This window comes from Streptomyces sp. NPDC002265 (assembly GCF_040296125.1).
In the GTDB taxonomy this organism is placed as follows: Bacteria; Actinomycetota; Actinomycetes; order Streptomycetales; family Streptomycetaceae; genus Streptomyces.
Map to the genome: position 1 here is coordinate 25,072 of NZ_JBEOWS010000014.1, position 25,897 is coordinate 50,968.

Below are 25,897 nucleotides of genomic sequence, written 5' to 3' on the forward strand. Positions count from 1 at the left end.
ATAGGGTCGCCGCGTCCCAGGAGGTGAGGCCGTGACCACGTACGGCACGATACTGATTCCCGTACCGCTCGAACGGGCGGCTCCCGTCCTGCGCGAGGTCTGCGCGGCGGGCTACGCGATTCCCGCCGGGCAAGGATTCTGTCTCGTCCATCCGGACCGGTCCGTCGACGACAACGACGTCTTCGCGCTCGCCGGGCCGATCAGCGCCGAGTTGGGCGTACCGGTGCTGGCCGCCTTCCAGTACGACGGCGACCGGCTCGAGTTGGAGGTCTGGCGGGACGGAGTCCGCGACCACCGCTACGACTCCTGGCCGATCCGGGACGACGAGGACGCCCTCGACGAGCCCCTGGGTGCCGACCCCGCCGCGTTCCTGGACTTCGCCGCGGGGCCCGTGGACGGCCATCGCCTGGCCTCCGCGCTCGCGGACACCCCGATCGACGTGGAGGACATGGACGTCGACGGCGATCCGGGTTACGTCTGGGCCCAGGCCCTGCACTGTGACGTACTGCGCGCGCTCGGCCACCCTGACCAGGTGACCCGCCGCGCACAGTGGGACTACTTCCACATGCGCGGCGCGCCGCAGACTCTCGCGGAGGTGCTGGGCGGCACCGAAATCATCGCTCTGGGCACGGCCGACCGCCCGTTCTGAGGGCCCCGGCGGGCGCGGGGCGAGAGTCGGTGGCGCCGGGGGGCAGCGTTGTGCACGACGACTACAAGCCCGCCAGGGTCAGCAGCCGCTCCATGTGCTCGACGGGAAGAAAGGGCGAGGCACCCGCGGCCTCCGCCACGTGCTCCGAGGGATCGGCGAGGAGTCGGAGCAGGGAGGGCACCGGGAGACTGCGGTGGGGCGCGACCGCGCGGCGGACCTGCTCCTCGGGGTCGCGGGCCAGCTGCTCGGCGAGTGCCGGCGGCAGGTCCGGGTCGCGGGGCGCGAAGGAGCGGAGCCGGGGCTCCGGGTCGGTGGCGAAGCGGCGCAGGGTTTCCGGGGAGAACGTCAGAACCTCCGCCTTGTCCCACCAGAACGTGAACTTGTCCCGTCGGCGGTAGCGGCGTTCGATGTCCTCGGCGGTCTCGGGAGCGACCAGGTGCGGGGCGGTGTGCGCCATGGTGAGGCGGACGATCTCCTCCTCGTCGTCGAGCAGCCGGGCCACCGCATCGGCGGGAAGGTCCTCGGCGGCGGCCGCCGAGACACGGAAGCTGACGTAGGGCGAGTCGATGTGCGGCAGCGGGTCCGCGGTGACCCAGGGCAGGCGCAGGATTCTCAACTCCGTTGCTGCGAAGCAGTTTCGCATCCACTGCTCGACGGTTTCGTCGTCGGCGTCGTCACTCGGGTCGGGGATCGAGCGCGAGAGCTCGTGGACCGAGGTGTGGATCTGCGCCCGCTCGTGCTCCGACGTGTCCGGCCGGGCGAAGACCTTCACCCGGACGTTCAGGGCCGGATCGACGGCAAGGACCGCACGGACCGACGGCGGCAGGTCCGGATGCCGGGCGACCTGGGCACGTACCTCGCTGTTCGGATCACCGGCGAGCCGCTGAAGGGTGTCCTCGTCGAGAACGCTGTGGATCACCGCGCCCGCCCGGGTCACGGGGTCCGCGAGCAGAGCCGGCAGCAGGTCCGAGGGAGGTGTCGGATGCGGCCCGTGCGCGAAGTAGGTCGAACAGGCCGCGGCCCGCACCGTGGCCTCGGGATCGGTCAGCAGGACGCGGCGGACCGCTTCCGGCGCCTGTGTCCAGTGTCTCGCCAGCACGGCGCGGATCTTGGGGTCGGGGTCGGATGCGAGACGTGCCCGCAGGCCGGGCGGCGTGTGAGCACTCCGGGCCAGGTACTCGCGGACGTGTGGGTCGGGATCGTCGATGAGCTGCTCCAGCATCTCCCTCGGGGCGGTCTCCGCGCACATGACGAGCGCGGCCCTCACCCCCTCGTCCCGGTGGGCGGCCAGACGGATACGGAACCGGTCCGGCAGTCGGTCGTTGAGCGCCAGGCTGTGCAGAAGCCAGTGGTCGTCGGTCGCGACGATCTCGGCGACGATGTCCTCGGTGAGATCCGGACGCCTCGCCACCTGTCCCCAGCCCCGCCGCCATCCGAACATCCGCCGGACCATGGAGGGCGGCAGGGCGGGATTCGTCGCCAGGCCGTTCATCACCGTGTCGAGGTGAACGGGAGTGACTGAGTCGGTGTCCATGTGGTCAGGATGTCGCCAACTCCGTTGCGGACCAAACGAGATCGCGGACCGCCCGGCCTTGAAGGAAGGCGCTGTCGCCCTGAACGGAGAGGCACCGCGGTCCCCACGCCGTCGGTGGCATCCGAAGGGAGCATCCGCAGGGACGGACGACTGCCCCGCCCGGTGGCCCGACCACCGGTGAAGGCAAGGTCGCAGGTGAGCGATAGGGTCACCCGCGTGCGGTCCCGGCGAAGGCCTGCCGCGGACGGTACGGGAGGCCCGATGGGCGGATGGCGGAGGTTCGAGCGGCAGGAGGCCACGCTCGATTACTGGCAGATTCGCCAGGACGGGATCCGGTGCTTCCTCAAGTGGGGATCCGGCCGAAGCCCCGGCAAGGCCAGTACGACGACGCTGGACGACGAGGAACAGGCGCGGCGTCACGCGGCACGCAAGATCAGCGAACGTCTCCGCAAGGGGTTCACCGAGGTGGACCCGCCCTGTGATCCGGCAGAGGCCGAGGCCGGGACACCGGTTCTGGACTTCCTGACCAGGTCAGTCGGCCCACACGCGCCGGTCGCCCCGTACCTGCCGGTCGACGGCTTCGACGAGGTCTACCGCCGCGCACTCTCGCCCGATCACCCGCGGGGCTTCCTCGAGTACTACGTACTGCGTGAGCAAGGGCGCAGCGCGGTCCGCTTCGCAGTACGAGCCGACAGTCATCAGGCCGAGGTGGTCGCGGGTTTCCTGGAGTTCCTCTGCGCCAGGCGTGACCTCGCCTTCGACGGCCGGTCCCATCACAAGGTGCCGTTGCCGAGCCCGGTCGGGTCCTTCGACCACGCGCTGTTCTGCTCGCCGGCCCTCAGCCAGGCCTGTGCCGCACACCCGGAGGTGGCGGCGCGGGTGGCGACGGCCTTCCCCGTGTTCGACTGCGAGATCGGGGACGAGGACACGGAGGTGCTTGTCGATGCCCGCATCCACGGTCATGCCTCGCTGCCGTACAGCGACTGGGGACGCTCGCCGTATCCCGCCGTCGATCTGCGCTTCGACGTCGAGCCGTCGTACTACCGGCCGTCGCGGAAGTTCAAGGTGCACCGGGCGGCCGACCTCCAGAAGCTCATGGACCTGCTGCCGCAGGCATCGCCGCAGAGCTGGCTGGAGGTGCGGTCCTTCCGAGGAGAGACCAAGCGCCTCGAACCCGGCACCTCCCTGTCCTTCGCCGACGTGTTCTCCTTTCTGGCCGGTTGAGGCGCCGGCCCGTATTGCGACGCGATCACGGTTCCTCCCCTAGGACGATCAGGCCTTCTGTGCAGGTCAGGCGTGTGATCAGATCGGCTCCTACCGATGAACGGCGGCTCGGGGAGGGCCGCGAGGGAGGGGACAGCGTGATGCCTGGAAGTGCCACGGAGACAGCACAGTCGTGCCCGGAATGCGGCGCGGAGATCCGCGGCGACAACCGGTTCACCGTCTGGTGCGCCGCCTGCGACTGGAACGTGGATCCCGAAAAGCCGCGGCCGGAGCCCGGACGCCTGGAGCGGGCCCAGCGGGCCCTGGCCCAACGGCATGGTGAGCAGTTGCTCGCCGAGATGTCGAGCGGGCAGGAACCGCGCCCGCGGCGCGACGTCTCGGCGGTGTCGGCCACCGCACTCGCCCTGATCGTGCACGGTGTCACCCTCGCGCTTGCTGTCGGCGGCATCTGGTGCGTGGTGGCGGGCTGGGGTGGCATCGGCATGGTGGCGGGATTGATGCCCCTGCTGATGGCCTGGGCGCTCGCCCCGAGGGTTGGCCGGCTGCCCGACGACTGGCCGGTGCTGTTCCGGGCCGACGCGCCTGAACTCTTCGCCCTGGTGGACGAGGTGGCGGAAGCCGTCGGCACCCGGAGCGTGCACGCGATCGCCGTGGACGGCAGCATCAACGCCAGTGTCACGACGTACGATGTGCGCGGCCGGCGACTGCTGGTGCTGGGCATGCCGCTGTGGGAAGTCCTCACGCCCGAGGAGCGGATCGCACTGCTCGGCCACGAACTGGCCCACTACGCCAACGGCGACACGCGCAACGGCCTGGTGGTCGGTACGGCGACGCGGACCCTGGCGCTCTGGTACAACACCCTCCGGCCGCATCAGCACCCGACCGCGATCGAGATGGCCGTCGATGCCTTCTGCTTGGTGCCACGGCTGCTGGTCTGGGGGATGCTGGTGCTGCTCGTCCGGCTGACCTCCCGGGCCGGCATGCGGGCCGAGTACCTCGCCGACAGGCTTGCCGCCCGTACCGCGTCCACGCAGGCGGCGGTGGGCCTGATGGACCGGTTGCTCGTCTCCGGGTCGTACGGCGTCCTGCTGCGCAGCGAGACCAACCGTGCCGCCCTCGGCGGGCCGAGGTCCACCCGCGATGCCATGGCCCGGGCCGACGAGCTGTGGGGGCGGCTCACCGCATTCGCGGCGTCCGTCCCTGAGCACGAGTACGAACGGCAGCGGCGGGCCGGAGCCCGGCGCGGCCACCAGGTCGACGCCACCCACCCGCCGACCCATCTGCGGCGTGCCTGCCTCCTCGGCGGGGAGCCCTCGACGGCCGTGGTGGTGCCGCAGGACCGCCGGACCGGGCAGATCGCCGCGGAACTCGCCACGGCCCGCGCAGAGGTGGCCCGTTGCCTGCTGCGGGACGGCTTCGAGGACTGAGACCGCCTCGACGTCGGCCGGGTCGTCGCCGCCGCACGAGCTCGGGGAAAAGGCTTTGAGCGAGGCGGCGCCCCGCTGCTACGTTCGGGGCGGACCGTGAAGTCGACGTAGGGAGGTGAGCCCCGTGAACGCAGTTACCCGTGGGTGCTCCCTCAACCCGTCACGGTCCGGCGGCTGACGTCCGGTGTCGCCAGGAGCGCCTGAGAACAAGGCACTCCTGAAGGAGACTCCGATGAACACAAAGCCGTTCACCTCCGGTCCGGGCGAGAACGCGGTGGTGATCACGCGCGTCGCAGACCGGCAATGGCACGCACTGGACGACGATCTGGTCGTCGGCCGCGGACATGCGCAGCACCGGCCCGACGGACGCCTGTTCGTCAGCATCGACGCCTGGCACGACGCCACCTTCGACCGTCTCGCCGAGACGATGCTGACGCAACTGCCCGCGCCGCTGTACACGGTGGTCGACGAAGCCGACGCCGGGCTGACGGCCGGCTGGCGGCGGGCCGGATTCACGGTCCGGCGCCGCGAGTGGGAGTACGCCGTACCGACCGACCCACAGGTCACCGGACTCGGAACAGTCCTGCCGCCCGCGGGTGTGACGATCGTGCCCGCCGGCCGGACGGACGAGACGTTGCTGCGGGCGGTGGACCGTGCGATCCGTGACGAGGTCGAGGCGAGCGTCGGGTGGCAGTCGATGCCCGTGGAGGTGATCTCCCACCCCGAGGGCGACACCATCGTCGACCCGTCGAAGTACGCGGTGGCCGCGGCGCCGGACCGCTACCTGGGGCTGATCCGGGTGGTGAGGGCGAAACGGCCGCGTATCGGCCTGCTCGCGGTGTGCGCCGGCGAACAACGGCGCGGCATCGCGCGGGCACTGCTGGCCCACGCGCTGGAAACACTGCACCACTCCGGGTCCGCCGCGGCCTGGACCGAGGTCCAGGAGTCCAACCGGGCGGCCACAGCACTGTTCGAGGGCGTCGGCGCCCGGCGGCTGAACAGCAACCTGGAGCTGGTGCGATGACGAAGCACAAGAACGTCATCGAAGTCGAGGGCAAGGTCGTCGAGTGCCTGCGCAGCGCCATGTTCACCGTGGAGCTCGACAACGGCCACCAGGTGCTCGCGCACATCAGCGGAAAGATCCGCAAGAACTACATCAAGATCGTGCTGGAGGACCGGGTCCTGGTGGAACTCCCGCCGTACGACCTGACACGCGGCCGGATCGTGTTCCGCTACCGGAGCTAGCAGCGGCCGGCACCCCGCGCGGAACCTGATCCCAGGCCCCGGTCACGGCGTTTCGGTGACCGGGGCCTGGCGACGGCCCGTACGGCCGGAGTGCTCGCCCCGGAGGTCAGCTCGGCCGGGCGCGGGCGAGGGTGTCGAGGATCCGTCGGGGGAAGACGAGCCGCGGCAGGAGCCGGCCCTCGACGTCGAACTCGAAGGACAAGGACCGGATCATTTTCAGATCCCGGTGCGCGATGCGGACGAAGACCGAGGTGTCGGGAACGTGCCAACCCGATCCGAAGGGTCCGATCCGGTTGATCCTCGCGTGAATTCGGTTGCCGTGGACCAGGGCGGCACAGTCGTGCTCGCGGGCCTTGGCCACCGGGACGCCGCCGGCCCAGCGGCTGAACTCGTCGAGATATCCGTGCTCGGACAACTCCCGCAGGGTGATCCTCTCCATCCGTACGTCCTGTGGCCCGTCGAGGAACACCATGAGCTGCGGCACCCCCGTGCGGCGCCGCCAGTGGGCGGGGAGGTCCCGTACGACACGGTCCAGCAGGCGCACGACGTCCGCGCGTACCGCGGGATCCAGCGACCGAAGTTCTCCGAGCAGGTGTCCGCCGTCATCGTCCACCCCGCAAGGGTCCACGAGAACGACCACCGGCTCAACCGCCGGGACAGCGGGCCGCGTTCGTCTTCGTCCGGCCCACGCCGGAGGCACACGGCCGGCTTCGGTGACTCGGATCATGCGCCTGCCCCGTTCGGGGTGTCGGCGTGGCCTGCTTGACCCGTGCGGTCGGGGGCCGCAGAGTCTGGGTGCGGCGCCCCGACCGCCGGCACCCCCGCCCGCCGGGCACGCCCGCGCAAGACGCCCGTCCGGAAGACGCCGGGTGTCCCTGACCCTGGGGAGCAGCTGTGCCGATGGCCGTCGACCTGGTCGTGATCGGTACGGCCATCACCTTCGGGCCCCTGCACAACAGCGCCTTCATCCTGCTGCTCGCGTCACGCCGCGGTGCCCGCAAGGGCCTTGTCTTCCTGCTGTCCTGGCTGGCCGACCTCGTCGCCGTGGTCGCCTGCGTGATGGTGCTGACCGGTGGCAAACCGCTCGTCCACCACAGCACGCCCTCGACCGCCGCGGTCGCCGCCAAGCTCGCCATCGGTGTCGGTCTGATCGTCTTCGGCGGCCATCGCTACCGGCAGCTCCCCCGCCCCTACCGGCCGCCGCACTGGACGGCCCGCATCGACAACGCCTCCCTCGGCACCGCCGCCGCACTCGCCTGGCTCCTCCAGCCCTGGGCCCTGGTCGCCGCGGGCGCCGCCACCGTCGTCGACGCGGACCTCTCCACCCTCACCGACTGGCTCACCCTCACCGGCTACTGCCTCCTCGCCACCCTCAGCCTCCTGATCATGCTGCTCTGCACCGTCCTGGCACCCGAGGCCGCCCGGAGCCGTCTGCGCGCCCTGCGGACCTGGCTCGAGACACACCAGGAGCAACTGATCGTCGCTCTCTCGCTCCTGGCCGGCCTGTGGCTCACCGGCAGCAGCAGCTACACACTCGCCACCTGACCACCCGCCCCCGGTTCCTCACGGGCGGGGCGCCAGCACTTCCAGGGCGCCGGTCTCGGTGTCGTAGCTGCGCAGCGTGGTGAGCCGTACCGACAACGGCGGCATCGGCAGCAGTTCGGGGATCCGCCGGTCGGCGAAGGCTCCGGCCCGCCGGGAACGGCCGAGGGTGACGTGCGGGCTCCAACGCGCGGGATCGTGCAAGGGGTTGAGGGTCTCGGGCGGGCTGTCCGAGCTCACCGCGTCCCACGCCCTGCGCTGCAAGTCGACCAGAGCGGAGTCGGGTTGGAGGGCCCAGGCCAGCACCGAGGTCGGCCGTTCGAAGCGGACCAGGCCGGTGAACCGCACCGGCAACGGCAGGGCGGCGGCCACCTCGGCAAGCTCCCAGCGGATCGGGGCGGTCAGCTCCGGGCAGCCGGCCAGGGTCAGGTGCGGACTGTTGGTCGGTGAGCGCAGGCGCGCCTGACTGGGCAGCCCCGCGTCCGCGAGCCGTCGCCAGGCTTCCCGGACCGCGAAGTCCGCCGACTCGTCCAACAGGACCTCGACCGTGCGCACCGGCGCAGCCTACCTGCGCCGGCCTGCGGCTTCCGCCACCCGCCGTCGGCACCTGCCGGCCTGCCGAGCCGCCGACGGACTACAGTGGGAAGGTGGGGTGAGAACCTACGGGCCATCGGGACCCAAGCCGGACAAGCACGGCGGTTCGCACGACGCCGGGCCGTCCCAGCACGCGTACGGGCGAGCATGCGTACGAGCGGCTTTCCAGCAGGCGGCCGTCGCAACCCTCCGGCGAACATCACGACACGGACCCGACACACCGGTCAGTGAGGCCGAACATGAGCGATCAGTTCCCGACCCCGTCCCAGGCAGAGGGCGAACGCGACGACGAACCGGAAGCAAGCCGTCCAGAGATCCCCCGAACGACCCCCTCCCAGGCTGAGGGGGAGGACACGGAGGACACGGAGGACGAGCAGGGCGTGGAGGCCGCCGGGCCGCATCCTCATGACAGCCCCGGTCCCGTGCGTCGGCAGGACGGCGGAAGGTGACGGCGCCCCGCGGCCTTCACCCATGAGAACGGTTCACCGACCGGCCTGCCGTGCACGGCCCGCACGGGCGCGTTTCACTGCATGTCGGCGAGATCGTGCACGATGTCCGTCGTGGCCGGGTAGAGCGCGGTGTACGACGCGTAAAGGCGGTCGTACGTGTCACGTGTGTGCGCCCGGGGCCGCACGGTCGTCGCGGTGACCGCCCAGTCCGTGTCCGGCGGTACGAGTCCGAGCCCGACCGCGCAGAGGAGGGCGTCGCCGTAGCAGGCTCCGATGGTCTGCGCCGGTACCTGCTGCTCACGGCCGGTGACGTCACTGACGATCTGCGTCCACAGTCCGCCCTTCGTGCCGCCCCCGACGGCGACGATGCGCCGGACCGGGTCGTCGGGGTCCTCCAGGAGGCCGAGGATCTGGCGGGCCCCGAACGCGATGCCCTCGTAGGCGGCGCGGAAGAGGTGGCCGCGCGTGTGCCGCAGCGTCAGGCCCGCCACCACGCCTCTGGCCCGCGGGTCGAAGACCGGGGTCCGCTCGCCGGCGAAGTACGGGAGCATCAGCAGGCCGTCCGAACCGGGCGGCACGGCTTCGGCCTCGGCGACCAGGGTGTCGAAGGACGCTCCCCCGGTGACCTCCTGAAGCCACTGGGTCAGGGAACCCGAGGTCGACATGCCTGCGGAGATGGTGCGTCGGCCCGGCTCCACTCCGGCCGTGGTCCACAGTCCCGGGTGCGTCCGGTAGGTGTCCAGGATCTGCACGATGAACAGGGTGGAGCCGTACATGAGCATGAGGTCGCCCGGGTGCCGTACGCCTGCGGAATGGGCCTCGGCCCAGGCGTCGACGGTGCCGGCGCAGACGGGTGTGCCGACGGGGATCCCGGTGGCCTCGCAGGCCTCGGGTGTCACCGTTCCCACCACCTCGTGGGGGTGGACGAGCCGGGGGGTCTCCAGGTGGCCTGCGATGTCCGGCAGCCAGTCCTGCGCCCAGCTTCCGGCGTGGATGTCGTACAGGGGGTCGCACTGGCTGGCCGTGTGGTGGTCGAGCACGTAGGCCCCGGTGAGCTTGGCGGCCACGTACGAGTGGGAGTTGTACCATCTCGTCGCGCGCGCCCACTCCTGTGGCTCGTTGCGCTGCATCCACAGCATCTTCGGGCCGACGGCCTGGGTGCTGAGTTCCTTGCCGCAGCGTTCGAGGACGGTGTCGGCGCCGAGCCGCACGGTGAGGTCGCGGATCTCCCGCTCGGCCCGGCCGTCGATGCCGTAGAGGATGGCCGGTCGCACGGGCTCCCCGTCGCTGTCGCAGAGCAGCAGGCAGGGGCCGACGCCGCTGACGCAGAGTCCGGCGAGGGTGTGCGCGCCCGTCCGGGCCGTCAGTTCACGGGCCACCGCGGTGAAGTCGTCCCACCAGACGGTGGTGGCGTCCACTTCCGCCCAGGACGGTCTGGGCAGCGACATGGAGTGCGGGCGCACGGCTGTCGCCGTCACCGATCCGTCCAGGGTGGTGAGTACGCCCTTGGTGCCGGCCGTACCGATGTCGATGCCCAGCACGAGTTCGCTCATGGCGAGGTGTCCGTTCCGTCGTCGAGGCCGCGGGAGGAATCCTGTGAGGACAGGATGCGGGCGTCGGCCGGCGGGCGCTCCGAGCGCGGGACGAATCCGATCGGGTATGCGTCGTACGTGGTGAACCGACAGGTGCTCCACTGCGGCTCCGGCCGACGGCAGACACGCGTGCGACGCACCGCGTCCGGCGCGGTGCGTCGCACGGGGTTCCCGTCCGGCGCGGGCCGACGGCTTCCCGGCCGTGACCCTGGTGCGGGGGCCTAGTAGGCCGTACGCCCGCCGCGGGTGCCGCCGCCGTTCGTGGTCACGAAGTAGAAGGTGGTGCCGTCCAGCACGTCGGTGGCCACCACCTGGTAACCGGCGCCCTGCGTGACCAGGGTCCAGTGGTCCTGGCAGTAGCCGTGCGCGGCCCAGCACACGGCGACCCACTGGCTGCCGCCGGAGTCGATGCGCAGGTTGATGTCGTTGCAGCGTGAACTCGTCGTGTACGTACCGCTGTAGCCGTTGGGCGGCAGGCTGATCGCCACCGACCCGCCGTAACAGGTGACCGCCGCCTGGTCGGCCCCGGTGGTGGCGGCCGACGCGGTGGCCGGCACCAGGAAGGAGAGGAACAGCGCGCTCGTGGCCAGGATGCCCAGCCGACGCGTACGGAGCCCTCTCACCCGTATACGAGCCATGATATGTCCTTTCGTTTTGAAGTACCGGGTCTGATTTTCGGTCACGGAATTCCGCTCTTTACAGAACCCGTCTCGATGCTGTCTTTGTGGCTGGCTTGAAGGCATGTTCCCAACGCCCGACACGGACTGTCATGCTCATTCGATTCCAGTGAAGATTCGCAGGTGCATCTAGGGGGAGACAGCGGATGCTTCGCTTCCATTTCACTGCCGAGGACTTGGCGCGCACGCGGGTGGCGGCCTCGCCTCATCCGTTGTGGGAGATCGCCGCCAGCCTGCACAGATTCCAGACCCGTAGCGGCAGATGGAACTATGCGAATTGGTACGACCGTGCGTGCGGGAACCTTCAGGAAGCGGGTCTCGCACTTCCGGTGAAAACGATGTTGCTGCCGCTCTTCCCGCGCGCCCGCTATTTCGCCGACTTTCTCACGCCGTTCGAAGGCGTCGACGGTCTGGAGCCCGCGCTGGAGGCCATACTCGCGACGCCCGACGAGCAGGTGAACGACGAGATGGCCATGGCGGCCCGGGCGAGCCGGGTGCCGTCCTGGACGTCACGCGTCGCCGAGAAGCCGCTGCGCGAGGACCTGGTGGATCTGCTGCGCGCGTATCACCGGGCCGTCATCGCTCCCCATGAGGAGGACATCCAGGAGACCTTCCAGGCGGAGCGCGCCCGTCACGCCCGGAGCATGCTGGCCGAGGGCACCGCCGGACTGCTCGCCGACCTCTCGCCGGCGATCCGCTGGCGGCACCCGGTACTGGAGGTCCCCGACTACCCCGCCGAGAACGAGGTGCATCTGGGCGGCCGCGGACTGCTGCTCATCCCGTCCTACTTCTGCTGGAAGGCTCCCGTAGCCTTGGCGGACCCCCGGCTTCCCCCGGTTCTCGTCTACCCCGTCCACCATCTGCTGACGGCCGCCTCGACCCAGGACGAGGCCGCCCTGCACGCCCTCCTCGGCCGTACCCGCGCGGTCATCCTGCGGGCCGCCGCCACCGGGGTGACCACCAGTGAGGCGGCCCGCCGGGCCGGGGTCTCCACCGGAACCGCCACCCACCACACCACGGCCCTGCGGGACTCCGGCCTCATCACCACCCACCGGCGCGCCAACAGCGCCCTGCACACCCTCACCACACTGGGAGCGGCCCTTCTGGGCGGCGACGCCGTCGGCGAGTGCCGGTGAACCTCGGCGGATCAGGAGCGGTCCGGACCGAGAGCTTCGCGGACCGCGGCCAGGATGGCCTCGGTGTCGGCGCCCAGTGCGCGGGCGGAGGAGGTGAAGTCGCGTGCGAGGGTGGCGAGTTGAGAGGTGTAGGAGCGGTCCGGGCCGGCCGGGGGCGCCGCGACCCGGGAACCGGCGCCGCGACGGGTCCGGATCAGCTCGGCGGCCTCCAGCTCGCGGTAGGCGCGGGCCACGGTGCCCGGTGCGAGGCCGAGGTCCATGGCCAGCTGGCGCACGGTCGGCAGCCGGTCGCCCTCGGCCAGCCGTCCGGTGACGATCAGCGCGCCGAGCTGGGCGCGGATCTGCGCGTACGGCGGTACCTGGCTGGTGGTGTCGACGCGGATGGCGGGCTCATTCATGGTCGGGCCACTCCCCCGCCGCATCGTCGTTGACGGACCGGGGGACCACCAGGGTGGCAAGGGACCAGCCAACGGTGAACAGGTTCAGCAGGGCCAGAGGGTAGAACACCCAGAAGGTGAGCGCGCCCATGGCCCCGGCGCAGCCCGTGTCCGTCAGCGAGACGGAGACCATCAGTACGGCGTACAGCTGCTGGCTAGACACCAGCAGGCCCCAGGCCCCGGTCACCGCCCACGCGCGGTCGCGACGCTGCTCCTCCCCGCCCGGTCCGTGGGCGATGCGGCGCAGGGCCCACACACAGGTGGGAGTGGCGACGGCGAGGGCGCCGAACATCGGAAGGCTGTAGTACAGGCCGGGCCAGGGACCCAGGGGCACCTGCATCCCGTTGCAGGTGACGGTGACGACCTTCCCCGTGCTGAAGATGCGGTCGGGGTCGATGGAGGCCGTGGCGGCCGCGATCGCCAGCAGCACGGTGAGGGAGACCCCCTGAAGTGCGATCAGGGGGCCCATGCGCGGTGGCACATGGTCTCTGACCAGGCGTGGGGCCAGACTCGCGGTGCGCACCGCGTCCTGGGGGACCAGGGTCAGCGCGTCGGCAAGAAGGACGCCCGCCACCGCGCACAGACCGAAGGCCGTGATGCAGAACACGACGCGTTGCTCGAACTCGATGTGCACCAGCGTGGACAGCGCCTGTGCGACGACGATGCCGATGGCCAGGCCGGACCAGCGGGCGTAGTGGTCCGCGTGATCGAGTATGCGGCGCTGGAGCGGGGCGGCATCGAGCATGGGGATCCCCTCAGATCATCTTGTACCAAGCGGCGAGTACAAGATGCCGGAGTCGGAATCTTGTGTCAAACACGCAGTACAAGATGAGGTCTCGCTGCTCATCGCAGCAGCGTGTGCACCAACTTCACGTCTGCCTAAGGCAGTTACGAAGAGCGGCGGCCTTCACAGGAAGGGGAGGCCCCCTGAGGGGAGGCCCCCTATGGAGTACCTGTCGTAGATCTCCAGCAGGTCCTCGTCCTCCGGCTGGTCGTGCACGTCCGGCGCCGACCAGCAGGCGGCGGTCCATTCCGTCAGGGCGCGCAGGCCCTCGAAGCCGGAGGAGTCGGCGGTGTGCGACAGCCCGGACGTGAACCACGGGTCCCGGACGACCGCTTCCCTGAGGACTGCACCGCCCGGTCCGAGGATCACCTGGCGCCGGGCATCACCCAGTCCGGGTTCCAGGAACTGCTCCACGGCGTCACGCAACGCTCTGCCCAGGAAGTCGCCTCGGAGTTCGCGAGGACGTTCGTCGTCGACGATCCCGTGCATTCCGATCGCCGGGATCACGCGGCAGGCGCGCACCACTCGCCTGCGGGCCGCGGAAGGCAGCGCGGACCAGTCGTCCGGTACGGCGCGTCCCGCCAGCGCCGCCCGGGCCCGTCGCTCCGCCGCTTCGACCTCGTCCGCGGCCACCGCCACGACCGTGAGCCGGTCGGCCGCCGCGTCCTGGTGGCAGGCGAGGACCACGACGGCCATGGGTTCCCGTGCACGCACCTGTCGTCCTTGTCGGTCGGGTCGCTCCTCGAGGTCGCGCCGGGCCCCTCACCATCCCGCGACAACACTGTCCGCGACGGCTCACGGCTTGCGCACCACCGTGACCCGCTGTGGAGTTCGCGCAGGCCACACGCATATCCTGCACGGCCCGACACTCCGCGCACGACCGGGCCCGGCGTCGCTCGCCCGCCGCCGGACTCCACCACCCAGTCCCGGCGGACCGTCCACACCCTGCCGTCCGCCGTCGCCCCCCGCACCCCGTCCAGCACCCCCGGACCCGCGGCGGTCACCAGGCGCGAATCGCCCGCGGCCGCGAAGCCGAACACAACCGCGCGAGTTCGCGTTCGGTGTGCGGCCGGGCGGCGGGCCGGGGCGTGTACGCGGAGAGCGCGGACGCTGCCGTGTCATCGACCCGTCCTCCGTCCACTCATGCACTGTGCATCTTCTCGGGCGGCCGTGCAGGCGGTATCCGGACGTCGACCTCGCGGACGGCTCCGGGGAATTTCGACCGGCGCTTCAGCGGCGCCCGGCAGACTGCGTGCCGGACAGTCCCGAGCCGCGCGGTCCCGAGCGCGCGGGGCCCGGCCCCGGCGCCCCGTACGGCGCGGCCGCAGCGCACCGGGCCGCACCCCTCGACCCCGGGTTCAAGGAGAGAGACCGTCGTGCGAATCGCCGTGACCGGCTCGATAGCCACCGACCATCTGATGTCCTTCCCCGGTCGGTTCACCGACCAACTGATCGCCGACCGGCTGGAGCAGGTGTCCCTGTCCTTCCTCGCCGACCGCCTCGACGTACGGCGAGGCGGTGTCGCCGCCAATATCGCCTTCGGGCTGGCCCGGCTGGGACTGACTCCGCGTCTGGTCGGAGCCGCGGGCGTCGACTTCGAGGAGTACGGGGCCTGGCTGCGTGCCGCCGGGGTGGACACGGACTCGGTCAGGATCAGCGAGACACTGCACACCGCCCGGTTCGTGTGCACGACCGACGAGGCGCAGAACCAGATCGCCACCTTCTACGCCGGTGCCATGGCCGACGCCGCCAAGATCGACCTCGCCGCGGTGGCCGTCGACTGCGACGGTCTCGACCTGGTGCTCGTCGGCGCCGACGCCCCGGAGGCGATGCTGCGGCACACCGAGGCCGCCCGGCGTACCGGCATCCCTCTGGCCGCCGATCCCTCGCAGCAGCTCGCCCGGCTGACCGGCGCCCAGGCCCGGCAGCTCGTGGACCACGCGCAGCTGCTGTTCACCAACGGGTACGAGTCCGCCCTGTTGCAGGAGCGCACCGGATGGAGCGAGCGGGACATCCTGCAACGTGTCGGTACGTGGGTCACCACCCGGGGCGCGGACGGCGTCCGCCTGGCGCGGTGCGGTCAGCTCCTGCGGGAAGTGCCCGCCGTCCCCGTCGCGGAGATCGCCGAGCCGACGGGGGCGGGGGACGCGTTCCGTTCCGGATTCCTCGCCGGCCTGAGCTGGGAGTGGCCCGAGGAGCGGGCGGCGCGGCTCGGCTGTGCGCTGGCGTCGGTCGTGCTGGAGACCGTCGGCACCCAGGAGTACAAGGTGCTCGCGGCGGATCTGATCGACCGTGTCGAGCGCGCGTACGGGCACGACGCGGCCCGTGACATGGAGCCGCGTCTGGCGAAGCTGTCATGAGCGGGCCGCGGAAGAAGCCGGCCGCCCACACCGCGGGAGGGCGTTCATGAGTTCCGTGCCCGAGGCGCCGGCGAGCGGCGTCCCCTCGTTCTCCTTCGAGTTCTTCCCTCCGAAGACCGGCCTGGGCGAGCGCACCCTGTGGAACGCCGTCCGCCGGGTCGAGTCCCTCTCCCCCACCTTCGTGTCCGTGACCTACGGCGCCGGGGGCTCGTCGCGCGAACGGACCGTCGAGGTCACCCGGCGCATCGCGGCCGAGACCACCCTGCGGCCCGTCGCCCACCTGACGGCCGTCGGGCATTCGGTGGCCGAACTGCGGCACATCATCGGCCAGTACGCCGACGCCGGGATCAGGGACGTCCTGGTGCTGCGCGGTGATCCGCCCGGCGATCCGAACGGCCCCTGGACGCCGCACCCGGCGGGTTTCACCCACGCCCGGGAACTGGTCGAACTGGTCCGCTCGCTGGGGGACTTCACCATCGGTGTGGCGGCCTTCCCCGAGATGCATCCGCGCTCGCCGGACTGGGACAGCGACATCCGGCACTTCGTCGCAAAGTGCCGGGCGGGAGCCGACTACGCCGTCACCCAGATGTTCTTCCGCGTCGAGGACTATCTGCGGTTGCGCGACCGGGTGGCCGCGGCCGGCTGCGACGTCCCGATCATCCCGGAGATCATGCCGGCCACCGACGTCCGTCAGATCCGCCGCTTCGCCGAACTGTCCCACGCGGCCTTCCCCGAGGACCTCGCCCATCGCCTCGACGGCGCCCGCGACGACGCCGAAGAGGGCCACCGGATCGGCGTGGAGCACGCCACCGCCATGGCCGCGCGCCTGCTCGCCGAGGGCGCACCCGGCCTGCACTACATCACGCTCAACCAGTCGACCGCGGCCCTCGACATCCATCGCGACGTGCTCGCGGGGCAGGTCACAAGGAGCTTACGGATCAGCTGAATTCACTGGCCCAGAGGGCCGCCGCCTACCCGCAGGGCCCCGACGACCTCCCGGAGGAGGTCATGCGCCGGCACCGCTGCCCCTCGCGGGGGCGGTGGGCGGCGCACCGCAACACCTGCGGGCACAGCGGTGTTTCCGTCGACGAGAGCACAACGCACCCCTCCTCCCCCTCCTGTCGGCGGGGCCGACCATCGAGAAGGAACCTTCATGGATCTGCAGCTTTCCGGCCGGGTCGCCGTCGTGACCGGCGCTTCCAAGGGCATCGGACTGGCCGTCGCCAGCACCCTCCTCGAAGAGGGCGCCAAGGTCGTGGCCACGTCCCGCAAAAGCACCCCGGAACTGGATGCGCTGGCCGGCCCGAACCTCGTGCACGTCCCGGCCGACTTCATGGACGAGGACGCGCCGGCGCAGGTCGTCGCCCGCGCCGTGGAGCAGTTCGGCGGGCTCGACATCCTGGTGAACAACGCCGGCGGCCCGCCGCCCGGGGTGACCCTGCCGCGTGGCTCGTTCCTGCACGCCTCCGACGAGGAGTGGCGTGCCATGTTCGAGTTCAACCTGTTCTCGGCCGTGCGCGCCGTCCGTGCCGCCATCCCGCACCTGCTGGAGCGCGGCGGCGGCGCGATCGTGAACATCTCCTCCGGCAACGCCCGGCAGCCCTCGCCGATCAACGTCGACTACGGTGCCGCGAAGGCCGCTCTGAGCAACGTCACCAAGGTGCTCTCCGGCGAGTTCGCACCCCGGGGCATCCGCGTGAACACCGTGTCCCCCGGTGTGGTGCGCACGCCGTGGTGGACGGACGAGGGTGGCGTCGCCGACATGATCGCCTCGCAGGCCGGCACCGACAGGGACAGTGTCATCGACAGCGTCGTCCCGGAGATGCTGAACCTGGCCACGGGCCGCTTCGTCGAGCCGCAGGAGGTGGCCGACGCGGTGGTGCTGCTGGCGTCGCCGCGCTCCGGCAGCACCACGGGTGCCGAGTTCGTGGTGGACGGCGGGCTCCTCAAGGAGCTCTGAGCACCACCGTGCGCGAGGGCCGGTGAACCGCGGCCCCCGCGTACGGGCCCGCCCGGTCCGCCGCTGTCACCGGCGGATTTCCCTGGCCGGTCATCGGGCGGGCAGCCCGGCACCGGACGCTCCGGTCGTCCGCCGATGACCGCTCCCGGACGGCTGCAACACTCTGCGCCCGGACGGTGTTCTTCTCAGTGATGGACGACAAGGCAGAGCAGCTGACGGATCTCCTGGCGGCACACCTCGAAGTCGGCTTCACCGAGCTGGTCCGGGTGCACGCCGGGGCGGTGCACGCGTTCCTGTACCGCGTCTCCGGCTCCTTCGCCGAGGCGGACGACCTGGGGCAGGACACGTTTCTGCGCGCCTACACGGCCCTCCAGGACTACTCCCCCGCACGGCGCCGTGAACTGCGTCCGCGTGCGTGGCTGATGACCATCGCGGCGAACGTGTGGCGCAACCACGTGCGGACACGCAAACGACGGCCGGCCACGGCCGGACTGCCCGTGGAGGAGACCATGGACGTCTGGCCGGACCGCAGCCCCGGTCCGGAGGAACGGGCGGCGACCACGGAGGACCGGTCGCGGCTGGTCACGGCCCTGTCGGCCTTGCCCGAGCACCATCGCATACCGGTCGTGCTCCACCATGTCGTCGGAATGAGCTACTCGGAGGTCGCCGAGGTGCAGGGATGTGCGGTCGGCACCGCCAAGGCGCAGGTCTCCCGCGGGCTGGCCGGACTGCGACGCCTGCTCGAATCGCAGCCCACGGCGCTGAAGGAGGTGACGATGTGAACGAGAGCAAGGACGACGCGGTCGCGCGGCGTCTGCCGGATCTCGCATCGTCCGCACCGGAGGACTTCGCGCTGCGCGTACTGCGCCGTGTGGGCATCTCCGAGGACCACTACGACAGTTACGTACACCTCGACACGGCCGCGGGCGGGCTGTTCGTGGCCGCGAGCCGACAGTCCGTGACCGGCGCATGCCTGGACTCGGCAGGCCTGACCGCGACCGCCTTCGAGGAGCTGCACCGCGCGCGCACCGGCCGCTCGGCGATCCCGGGCAGCAAGCCGTTGCCCGGGATCGTCCCCGCGCTGCGCACGGGCCGGGCGCGCCGACTGGCGATCGACCTGTCCGGGCTGCCGCAGGAGCAGCACGCGGTCCTTCAGGCCGTACGCAACATTCCGGCGGGCCAGTTGCGGCCACTGAGCTGGATCGCCCGCGAGGCCAGCGCCGCGAGTCCGCCCTCGGCCTCCGACATCCTGCACGCGCTGGCGGCCAATCCCGTCACGGTGCTCGTACCGTGCCACCGGGTCACACACGACAACGGAGCGCCGTGCGACGCGGCGTACCTGCCCGAGACCGGCGAGGCCCTGCGCAGAGCCGAGCACATCGACATGCGCCGGGTGACGGAGCTGTCCCGGGCCGGCGCGGTCTTCCTGGGCAGCGACACCACGTTCATCTACTGCCACCCGACCTGCGCCCACGCCCGCCGTATCACTCCCGGGCACCGGGTGCACTTCCGCACCCCGTACGACGCCCGCGAGGCGGGTTACCGGGCCTGCAAGAGCTGCCGGCCCCTCACCGTCTGACCCGGCGCCGTCCGGCCCGGCGCACCCACCGTGCACCGCACAGCACCGCAGAAAGGTCCGTCCATGCGTACCCCACCCACCGCTGCACTCGCCTCGCACCGGACCCCGCTGGGTCCGCTGACCCTAGCGGCGACCGACGACGCGCTGGTGCTGTGCGCCTTCGACGGCCGCGAGCAGGCGGTGGCCCGGCTCACCCGGGCCGGCCTCGCCGACGTCGCCGGCCCCGGCCGGCTGCGGATCATCGAGGAGGCGGGCCGTCAGGTGGACGCGTACCTCGAAGGCCGCAGCCGCGCCTTCACCGTGCCCGTGGACCTGCGCCTGGCCACCCCGTTCGGCCGCACGACCGTACAACGGCTGGACAGCCTCCTTCCGTACGGGGTGACGGGCACCTACGCCGGGCTGGCCGCCGCGCTCGGACGGCCGCGGGCCGCGCGGGCCGTGGGCACCGCGCTCGGCGCGAACCCCCTGTGCGTGGTGCTTCCCTGCCACCGGGTCGTCGGCGCGGGCGGCCGACCGACGGGCTACGCCGGCGGTGTCACGGCCAAGCGGTTCCTGCTCGACCTGGAGTCCGGCGGCACCCCCGCGGCCTCCCTCTGAACCGGCGGGCGCCGGAGCGATCCCCCGTCTGCGGCGCCCTTCTCCTTCCACGACCGCGGAGCCGACAGTGACCAGTCACCACACCCCACATCCGCCGGGCCCGGAGCACGGCCGCACCCCCACCGCGCCCGGCGCGGGCACCGACGACGGCATCGAACCACCCGCCGTGGACGCGCTGGACCGGCCCACGCTGACCACGGCGCTGGACGCCGACGGCGTCGCCGTCACCCCGCCCCTGCTGTCGCCGCGCGCCTGCGCGGAGATCCGCGCGCTGTTCGACCGGGACGAGGTGTTCCGCAGCACCGTCGACATGAGCCGTCACCGCTTCGGAAGCGGCCGCTACCGCTATTTCGCGGCCCCGCTGCCTCCGGTGGTGGCCGCCCTGCGCAGACAGCTGTATCCGCCGCTGGCCCGGATCGCCAACCAGTGGGCCGAGCGCCTGGACGGGCCCCGGTTCCCGGCGACCCACGCCGAGCTGACGGCGGCGTGCGCCGCGGCCGGACAACTGCGGCCCACTCCCCTGCTGTTGCGCTACGGCCCGGGCGACCACAACTGCCTGCACCAGGACGTCTACGGCGAGCTGACGTTCCCGCTCCAGGTGGCGGTGATGCTGGACCGTCCCGACGTCGACTTCACCGGTGGTGAGAGCGTCTTCGTCGAGCAGCGTCCGCGGGCCCAGTCCCGTCCGATCGTGAAGCGGCCCGGCCAGGGGCAGGGGCTGATCTTCGCGGTGCACGACCGTCCGGTCCCGTCGACGCGCGGCTGGAGCCGTTTCATGCTGCGCCATGGAGTGAGCACGGTGCACGACGGCCGACGGCACGTCCTCGGCGTGATCTTCCACGACGCCCCGTGACACCCGCGCCGGCCGGTTCTGGCCGGTGCCGGCCGGGAGCCGCATTCCGGCCATCGTCCCCGTGGACGACGCGCCGCCGACGGCGGGCGGGTTAGCGTGCGGGGGACGGAAGATCGGCAAGCGCCACGGCGACGGGGACACCCATGGACATCATCGACCTGACGGCCTACGGCGACCGCTTCACCGCCGACCCGCACCCGTTCCTCGCCGAACTGCGCGAACAGGGCCCGGTGCACAAGGTGCGCGACGCCAACGGCGGAGAGTTCTGGCTGGTCGTCGGCCACGAGGAGGCCCGGGCCGCGCTCGCCGACCCACGGCTGTCCAAGGACATGCGCAAGCTGGGCTGGGACCTCTACGACGCCGACCTGGTCGGACGTCACATGCTCATCTCCGACCCGCCCGAGCACACCCGGCTGCGCAGGCTGGTCAGCCGTGAGTTCACCCCGCGCCGGGTCGAGGCGCTGGCACCACGCGTCCAGGAGATCACCGACGGGCTGCTGGACGCCATGCTGAAGCAGCCCGCCGGGCGGGCCGACCTCGTGGCATCGCTGGCCTACCCGCTCCCCATCACCGTCATCTGCGAACTGCTGGGCGTGCCCGACATGGAGCGTGAGGAGTTCCGGCGCTGGTCCAACGAGGTCGTGGCGCCCACCAGCGAGGAGGCGGCCTTCCGGGCCTTCGGCGAACTCGGCTCCTTCCTCACGTCGTTGATCGAGAAGAAGCACCGCACGCCCGGCGACGATCTGATGAGCGCGCTGATCCGCACCACCGAGGAGGACGGCGACCGGCTGTCGTCCGGTGAACTCGTCGGCATGGCCTTCCTGTTGCTGGTGGCCGGCCACGAGACCACGGTCAACCTGATCTCCAACGGAGTGCGCGCCCTGCTCACCCACCCCGAACAACTCGCCGCGCTGCGGGCCGACATGAGCCTGCTCGACGGCGCCATCGAGGAAATGCTGCGCTACGACGGTCCGCTGGAGTCGGCGACCAACCGCTGCACCACCGAGCCCGTCGAGATCGCCGGCACCGTCGTCCCCGCCCGGGAGCCGGTGCTGATCTCGCTCGCCGCCGCCCACCGCGACCCGAACCGCTACGAGGCCCCCGACACCTTCGACATCCGCCGCGAGGCCCGCGGCCACCTCGGATTCGGCCACGGCATCCACTACTGCATCGGCGCGCCCCTGGCCCGCCTGGAAGGCCGGATCGCCCTGCGCTCGCTGCTGGAGCGCTGCCCGGAACTCGCCCTGGACACCCGACCGGCCGCGCTGGAGTGGCTGCCGGGACTGCTCATCCGCGGCACCCGCACCCTGCCCGTCCGTTTCGCCTGACGGCCGGGCGCGGCCCGTGCGGCCACCCGTTCGGCGGATCGCGGTGGGCACCGCCCCTTTCCCGGAGGCCGTATCGGAGGGCGGGCGACCCGACCCGCGCCCCGGAGCCGTCCCATGCTCCTCCGGCGGTCGTATGGTTCATGGTGATTTATGGTGACTCAAGGAGGATGCCCCTACCGGAGGTGCAATGATGCGCGCCGCGGCAGCGATCGTCTCCCTGGCTGTCAGCGGGGCGCTCATCGTCGCGACATCGGCTTGTGACCACGGCGGGTCGGCGTCCGCGAACGCCCACTACGGCGACTGCCAGGTATCGGGGCACTACGGGGAGTTCCACCTGTCACCCCAGACGGCGGGCGCCCTCACGGTCAGGACGACCCTGCCCGCGCCCGGCTGGTGGAACGGCAAGACGCCGGACTCCGTCACCAGCGGCTACGAGTACTGCATGGCCGCCAACATCGCCTACCGCTCCGGACTCGACCGGGTGAAGGTGGTGAACACGCCTTTTCCGGAGATCGTGTCCGGCAAGACCAAGAACTTCGACCTGGCCCTGGCACAGATCACGATCACTCCGGAACGGGCCAAGGTCGCCGAGTTCTCCGAGCCCTACCTCTCCTCGACCCTGGGGGTGCTGATCAGGGACGGCGAGAGGATCAACGAGAAGAACGTCCGTGACGTGCACATCGGAGTGGCCGAGGGCACCACGGGCGAGAAGTTCGTCAAGGACCGACTCAAGCCGACCAAGCCCGTCACCACCTTCCCCAACGATCCGGACATGGTCACGGCGCTGGAGGAGGGCCGCATCGACGCGGTCGTCCACGACACGACGATCCTGCTGGCCTATCCCCAGAAGCGGGAAGGCAGGGTGCGCATCGTGGGCCAGTACCGTACCGACCAGGGGTACGGCGCCCTGTTCCCGAAGGGGTCACCCAACAGAAAGGGCGTGGATCGCATCATGAGGCAGCTGATCGACGACGGGACGCTGGCCAAGCTGTCGGCGGTCTATCTCGGGGCAGCCTTCGGCCAGGACCCGGCCAAGATCCCCTACTTCACGGTCCAGGAAAGCGCCTGAGCGCTCCGGACCGCCGCACACCCCCGGGACGTACCGCGGTCCGGCCTGCGCCCCGCATCACAGCTCCGCCATCAGCAGACCGCTCAGATCCCCCGGGGCTCCGGCGTCGAGCGCCTGCTCGGCCCAGATGATCTTGCCCCGGTCGGTGTACCGGGTCCCCCAGCGGCGGGACAGCTGGGCGACGAGGAACAGTCCACGGCCCCCCTCGTCGGTGAAGGCCGCGCGGCGCAGGTGCGGGGAGGTGCTGGTGCCGTCGGCGACCTCGCAGATCAGGCTGTCGCCGTCGCGCAGCAGCCGCAGTCGGATGGGGCTGGCTCCGTACCGGACGGCGTTCGTCACCAGCTCGCTGAGGATCAGCTCGGTCGTGAAGGCGGCCTCGCCGACCCCCCAGGCCTCCAGCCTGCGGATGGCCTCGGCGCGGACTCTGGGTACGGCCGCGGGGTCGTGCGGCACCTCCCATTCCGCGACCTGCTCCGGGTCGAGCAGCCGGGTGCGCGCGACGAGCAGGGCGACATCGTCGCTCGACCGGGTGCGCAGCATCGCGTCGAGCACCACCCGGCAGGTCTCGTCCGGGGTGGCACGCTCCGCGCCGGCGAGCGCCTCCCGCAGCATCTCGAGCCCGACGTCGATGTCACGGCCACGGGCCTCGACCAGGCCGTCGGTGTACAGGACCAGCCGGCTGTCGGCGGCCAGCAGGAGCTCGGCCGTCTCGACCGGCAGGCCCGCGCCCGCCCCCAGCGGCGGGGCGACGGGGACGTCGGGAAACGTCACCCTGCCGTCGGGCGAGACCAGCGCCGGACCGGGATGCCCGGCCCGGGCGAGGACACACCGCCCGGAGACCGGGTCGTAGACCGCGTACAGGCAGGTGGCACCGGTGACGGCCTCGGTGTTGCCCTCGGCCGCCGCGTCCTGGTCGATCCGGGTGATCAGGTCGTCCAGATGCCCGAGGAGCTCGTCCGGAGGCAGGTCCAGGGCGGCGAAGTTGTGTACCGCGGTCCTCAGGCGGCCCATCGTCGCGGCGGCGTGCAGACCGTGTCCGACGACGTCGCCGACCACCAGGGCCACCCGGGCGCCCGGCAGCGGGATGACGTCGTACCAGTCGCCGCCCACCCCCGCCTGGGCGGGCAGGTACCGGTGCCCGACCTCCAGGGCGGAAAGTTCGGGCAGCGCGCCGGGCAGCAGGCTGCGCTGGAGGGTGACGGCCGTGGTGTGCTCGCGGGTGTAGCGGCGGGCGTTGTCGATGCACACGGCCGCCCGGGCGGCGAGCTCCTCGGCAGGAGACAGGTCGTCCGACTCGAAGGGGTCCTGCTCCGAGCGCCAGAACTCCACGATCCCCAGCGATCGGCCCCGCGCCTTCAGCGGCACCGAGATCATGGAATGGATCCCGTATTCGATGATCTTCTGGGCTCGCACCGGATCCTGGGCCCGCCATCCGTCGGCCACGGCGAGGTCCCCCAGCAGGACCGGCCGGCCGCTGGTCATACCGATGACCACGGGGTTGCCGGACACGTAGTGCATCAGCGTCCCGACGGAGTAGAGGGGCGCGCGGTCCTGGATGCCCGCGGCCGCGACCCGCCGCATCTCCATGCTCGCCCCCGCCGGTTCGCTGCCGCGCAGCACGGGCTCCATCAGCTCGATCGTGGCGTAGTCGGCGAAGCGCGGGACCGCCACTTCGGCCAGTTCCTCGGCGGTACGGGTCATGTCGAGGGTGGTGCCGATCCGCGTGCTGGCCTCGTAGAACAGTTGCAGGCGCCCGCGCGCCACGTCCGCGCGGCCCGCGAGGGCGCTCAGCTCCGTCGTGTCGCGCAGGGTGGCCACACTGCCCCCCTTCAGGCCCACCGGCCGCAGGTTGACCGCGAGCAGGACGTCCCCGGCCAGGAAGACCTCGTCCGTGACCGCCCGGTCCGATTTCAGCAGTCCGACCAGGGCCGGACTCAGCCCGACCCTGGTGACCGGCCTGCCCTCGGCCTCCGGCGGCAGTGCGAGCAGCCGGCGCGCCTCGTCGTTGACCAGCAGCAGCTTTCCCTCACCGTCCAGGATGATGACGCCTTCGCGGACCGCGTGCAGCACCGCGTCGTGGTGCTCGTACATGCGGGTCATCTCCACCGGCCCCAGACCCCCGGTCTGACGCCGCAGACGGGCGCTGACCAGTGCCGACCCACCCGCGGCCAGCAACAGCGCGACACCGCCCGAGGCGAAGATCACCGGCAGTTGGTCCTGCACCACACCGGACACCTTGCCCACCGTGACCCCCACGGTGACCAGCCCGACGGCGGTCCCCTTCTCGTCGAAGACGGCCACCGTCGAGTCGACCGCCTTGCCCAGACTGCTGTCGAACGTGGTCTGGTGGGGCTCGCCCTCCAGCGCCTGGCCGTAGGAGGTGGAGACGTGCTTGCCGATCTGGTTCGGGTCGGGGTGGGTCCACCGGAAGCCGTACGGGCTCAGCGCCACGACGTAGTCGACGCCGGTCTTCTTGCGTACGGCCTCGGCGTGCGGCTGGAGCGCCGCCGTCGGGTCGTCGCTCTGCATCGCCTCCGCGGTGCCCGGGGCGTTCGCGAACGACTCCGCCGCCACCAGTGACCGTTCGGCGGCATCCTCGACCGCACGGTTGCGGTCCTGGAACACCAGCACCACCACGGCCGTGGCGATGAGCAGCAGGACGACCACCAGCTGCAACAGGAAAACCTGACCGGCGACGCTGCGCGGAGTCAGCCACGACCACATGCGCCGGCCGGCCGACCGGCGACGGGCCTCCGGGCCGGCTTCCGGTGGCACGGCCTTCGGCGGTTCGGCCTTCGGCGGTACACGGCCGTCCCGTCGGCTCGCTGGGACGAATCGCCCAAGTTTGCCCATTTTCTCAG

The 25,897-nt window shown here is 71.4% G+C and carries 26 protein-coding genes; 17 read left to right on the forward strand and 9 right to left on the reverse strand.

Annotated elements, in window-relative coordinates; genetic code table 11:
- Positions 1–31 precede the first annotated feature (31 nt).
- Positions 32–649: a hypothetical protein gene (locus ABT085_RS04435; RefSeq protein WP_351601907.1), complete on the forward strand. Its 618-nt coding sequence runs from the start codon at positions 32–34 to the stop codon at positions 647–649.
- 61 nt (positions 650–710) lie between these two features.
- On the opposite strand, the gene ABT085_RS04440 is transcribed toward ABT085_RS04435, so the two are convergent.
- Positions 711–2,183, reverse strand: coding sequence for a hypothetical protein (locus ABT085_RS04440; RefSeq protein WP_351601910.1), 1,473 nt, complete (start codon positions 2,181–2,183; stop codon positions 711–713).
- Positions 2,184–2,444: 261 nt separating this feature from the next.
- Between ABT085_RS04440 and ABT085_RS04445 the strand changes: the two genes are divergently transcribed.
- From ABT085_RS04445 to infA, 4 genes are all read left to right on the forward strand, one after another.
- Entirely contained in the window at positions 2,445–3,407 is a 963-nt protein-coding gene (locus ABT085_RS04445) for a WGR domain-containing protein (RefSeq protein ID WP_351601913.1), read from the forward strand.
- A gap of 140 nt (positions 3,408–3,547) precedes the next feature.
- Positions 3,548–4,834, forward strand: coding sequence for a M48 family metallopeptidase (locus tag ABT085_RS04450; protein WP_351601995.1), 1,287 nt, complete (start codon positions 3,548–3,550; stop codon positions 4,832–4,834).
- 232 nt (positions 4,835–5,066) lie between these two features.
- Positions 5,067–5,858 (forward strand): GNAT family N-acetyltransferase, encoded by a 792-nt coding sequence (locus ABT085_RS04455; protein ID WP_351601916.1) that lies wholly within the window; start codon positions 5,067–5,069, stop codon positions 5,856–5,858.
- Complete coding sequence (gene infA, locus ABT085_RS04460; protein ID WP_351601918.1) at positions 5,855–6,079, forward strand: translation initiation factor IF-1; 225 nt, start codon at positions 5,855–5,857, stop codon at positions 6,077–6,079. Before ABT085_RS04455 ends, infA begins: the two co-directional genes overlap by 4 nt.
- 106 nt (positions 6,080–6,185) lie before the next feature.
- On the opposite strand, the gene ABT085_RS04465 is transcribed toward infA, so the two are convergent.
- Positions 6,186–6,692 (reverse strand): hypothetical protein, encoded by a 507-nt coding sequence (locus tag ABT085_RS04465; RefSeq protein ID WP_351601921.1) that lies wholly within the window; start codon positions 6,690–6,692, stop codon positions 6,186–6,188.
- Between the two features lie 287 nt (positions 6,693–6,979).
- Here ABT085_RS04465 and ABT085_RS04470 point away from each other — a divergent pair, with 287 nt between their 5' ends.
- Positions 6,980–7,624 carry a GAP family protein gene (locus ABT085_RS04470; protein ID WP_351601924.1) on the forward strand — a complete coding sequence of 215 codons (645 nt, stop codon included), beginning with the start codon at positions 6,980–6,982 and terminating at the stop codon, positions 7,622–7,624.
- 18 nt (positions 7,625–7,642) lie between these two features.
- Here the strand turns inward: ABT085_RS04470 and ABT085_RS04475 are convergent, their stop codons facing one another.
- A complete protein-coding gene (locus ABT085_RS04475; RefSeq protein WP_351601927.1) occupies positions 7,643–8,176 on the reverse strand; it encodes a 2'-5' RNA ligase family protein in 534 nt (177 codons plus the stop codon).
- Between the two features lie 278 nt (positions 8,177–8,454).
- On the opposite strand from ABT085_RS04475, the gene ABT085_RS04480 reads away from it, so the two are divergent.
- Positions 8,455–8,664, forward strand: coding sequence for a hypothetical protein (locus tag ABT085_RS04480; protein ID WP_351601930.1), 210 nt, complete (start codon positions 8,455–8,457; stop codon positions 8,662–8,664).
- 74 nt (positions 8,665–8,738) lie between these two features.
- Here the strand turns inward: ABT085_RS04480 and ABT085_RS04485 are convergent, their stop codons facing one another.
- Positions 8,739–10,217 carry an FGGY-family carbohydrate kinase gene (locus ABT085_RS04485; RefSeq protein ID WP_351601933.1) on the reverse strand — a complete coding sequence of 493 codons (1,479 nt, stop codon included), beginning with the start codon at positions 10,215–10,217 and terminating at the stop codon, positions 8,739–8,741.
- A gap of 260 nt (positions 10,218–10,477) precedes the next feature.
- Positions 10,478–10,894 carry a hypothetical protein gene (locus ABT085_RS04490; RefSeq protein ID WP_351601936.1) on the reverse strand — a complete coding sequence of 139 codons (417 nt, stop codon included), beginning with the start codon at positions 10,892–10,894 and terminating at the stop codon, positions 10,478–10,480.
- A 377-nt stretch (positions 10,895–11,271) separates the two neighbouring features.
- On the opposite strand from ABT085_RS04490, the gene ABT085_RS04495 reads away from it, so the two are divergent.
- Positions 11,272–12,069, forward strand: a complete 798-nt coding sequence (locus tag ABT085_RS04495; RefSeq protein WP_351601939.1) for a DUF5937 family protein — start codon at positions 11,272–11,274, stop codon at positions 12,067–12,069.
- 11 nt (positions 12,070–12,080) lie between these two features.
- Here ABT085_RS04495 and ABT085_RS04500 read toward each other — a convergent pair whose 3' ends face one another.
- From ABT085_RS04500 to ABT085_RS04510, 3 genes are all read right to left on the reverse strand, one after another.
- The gene (locus ABT085_RS04500; RefSeq protein ID WP_351601942.1) at positions 12,081–12,467 is read right to left on the reverse strand and encodes a GntR family transcriptional regulator; all 387 of its coding nucleotides are present in this window, start codon (positions 12,465–12,467) and stop codon (positions 12,081–12,083) included.
- Positions 12,460–13,251, reverse strand: coding sequence for a hypothetical protein (locus ABT085_RS04505; protein WP_351601945.1), 792 nt, complete (start codon positions 13,249–13,251; stop codon positions 12,460–12,462). Before ABT085_RS04505 ends, ABT085_RS04500 begins: the two co-directional genes overlap by 8 nt.
- A 162-nt stretch (positions 13,252–13,413) precedes the next feature.
- Positions 13,414–14,004 carry a hypothetical protein gene (locus tag ABT085_RS04510; RefSeq protein WP_351601948.1) on the reverse strand — a complete coding sequence of 197 codons (591 nt, stop codon included), beginning with the start codon at positions 14,002–14,004 and terminating at the stop codon, positions 13,414–13,416.
- A gap of 662 nt (positions 14,005–14,666) precedes the next feature.
- On the opposite strand from ABT085_RS04510, the gene ABT085_RS04515 reads away from it, so the two are divergent.
- The 9 genes from ABT085_RS04515 (at position 14,667) to ABT085_RS04555 (ending at position 23,036) form a co-directional block, all read left to right on the forward strand.
- A complete protein-coding gene (locus ABT085_RS04515) occupies positions 14,667–15,650 on the forward strand; it encodes a carbohydrate kinase family protein (RefSeq protein WP_351601951.1) in 984 nt (327 codons plus the stop codon).
- Positions 15,651–15,696: 46 nt separating this feature from the next.
- Positions 15,697–16,596, forward strand: a complete 900-nt coding sequence (gene metF, locus ABT085_RS04520; RefSeq protein WP_351601954.1) for a methylenetetrahydrofolate reductase [NAD(P)H] — start codon at positions 15,697–15,699, stop codon at positions 16,594–16,596.
- A 207-nt stretch (positions 16,597–16,803) separates the two neighbouring features.
- On the forward strand, positions 16,804–17,610 hold the full coding sequence (locus ABT085_RS04525) for an SDR family NAD(P)-dependent oxidoreductase (RefSeq protein ID WP_351601957.1): 807 nt from the start codon (positions 16,804–16,806) through the stop codon (positions 17,608–17,610).
- Positions 17,611–17,801: 191 nt separating this feature from the next.
- Positions 17,802–18,392, forward strand: coding sequence for an RNA polymerase sigma factor (locus ABT085_RS04530; RefSeq protein ID WP_351601960.1), 591 nt, complete (start codon positions 17,802–17,804; stop codon positions 18,390–18,392).
- Positions 18,389–19,189 (forward strand): MGMT family protein, encoded by an 801-nt coding sequence (locus ABT085_RS04535; RefSeq protein ID WP_351601963.1) that lies wholly within the window; start codon positions 18,389–18,391, stop codon positions 19,187–19,189. Before ABT085_RS04530 ends, ABT085_RS04535 begins: the two co-directional genes overlap by 4 nt.
- Before the next feature lie 63 nt (positions 19,190–19,252).
- On the forward strand, positions 19,253–19,786 hold the full coding sequence (locus ABT085_RS04540; RefSeq protein ID WP_351601965.1) for a methylated-DNA--[protein]-cysteine S-methyltransferase: 534 nt from the start codon (positions 19,253–19,255) through the stop codon (positions 19,784–19,786).
- A 67-nt stretch (positions 19,787–19,853) separates the two neighbouring features.
- On the forward strand, positions 19,854–20,639 hold the full coding sequence (locus tag ABT085_RS04545) for a 2OG-Fe(II) oxygenase (RefSeq protein ID WP_351601968.1): 786 nt from the start codon (positions 19,854–19,856) through the stop codon (positions 20,637–20,639).
- Positions 20,640–20,782: 143 nt separating this feature from the next.
- A complete protein-coding gene (locus ABT085_RS04550; RefSeq protein ID WP_351601971.1) occupies positions 20,783–21,967 on the forward strand; it encodes a cytochrome P450 family protein in 1,185 nt (394 codons plus the stop codon).
- Positions 21,968–22,157: 190 nt separating this feature from the next.
- Positions 22,158–23,036, forward strand: a complete 879-nt coding sequence (locus ABT085_RS04555) for an ABC transporter substrate-binding protein (RefSeq protein ID WP_351601974.1) — start codon at positions 22,158–22,160, stop codon at positions 23,034–23,036.
- Positions 23,037–23,093: 57 nt separating this feature from the next.
- On the opposite strand, the gene ABT085_RS04560 is transcribed toward ABT085_RS04555, so the two are convergent.
- Positions 23,094–25,760, reverse strand: coding sequence for a SpoIIE family protein phosphatase (locus tag ABT085_RS04560; protein WP_351601977.1), 2,667 nt, complete (start codon positions 25,758–25,760; stop codon positions 23,094–23,096).
- Positions 25,761–25,897: the final 137 nt, after the last annotated feature.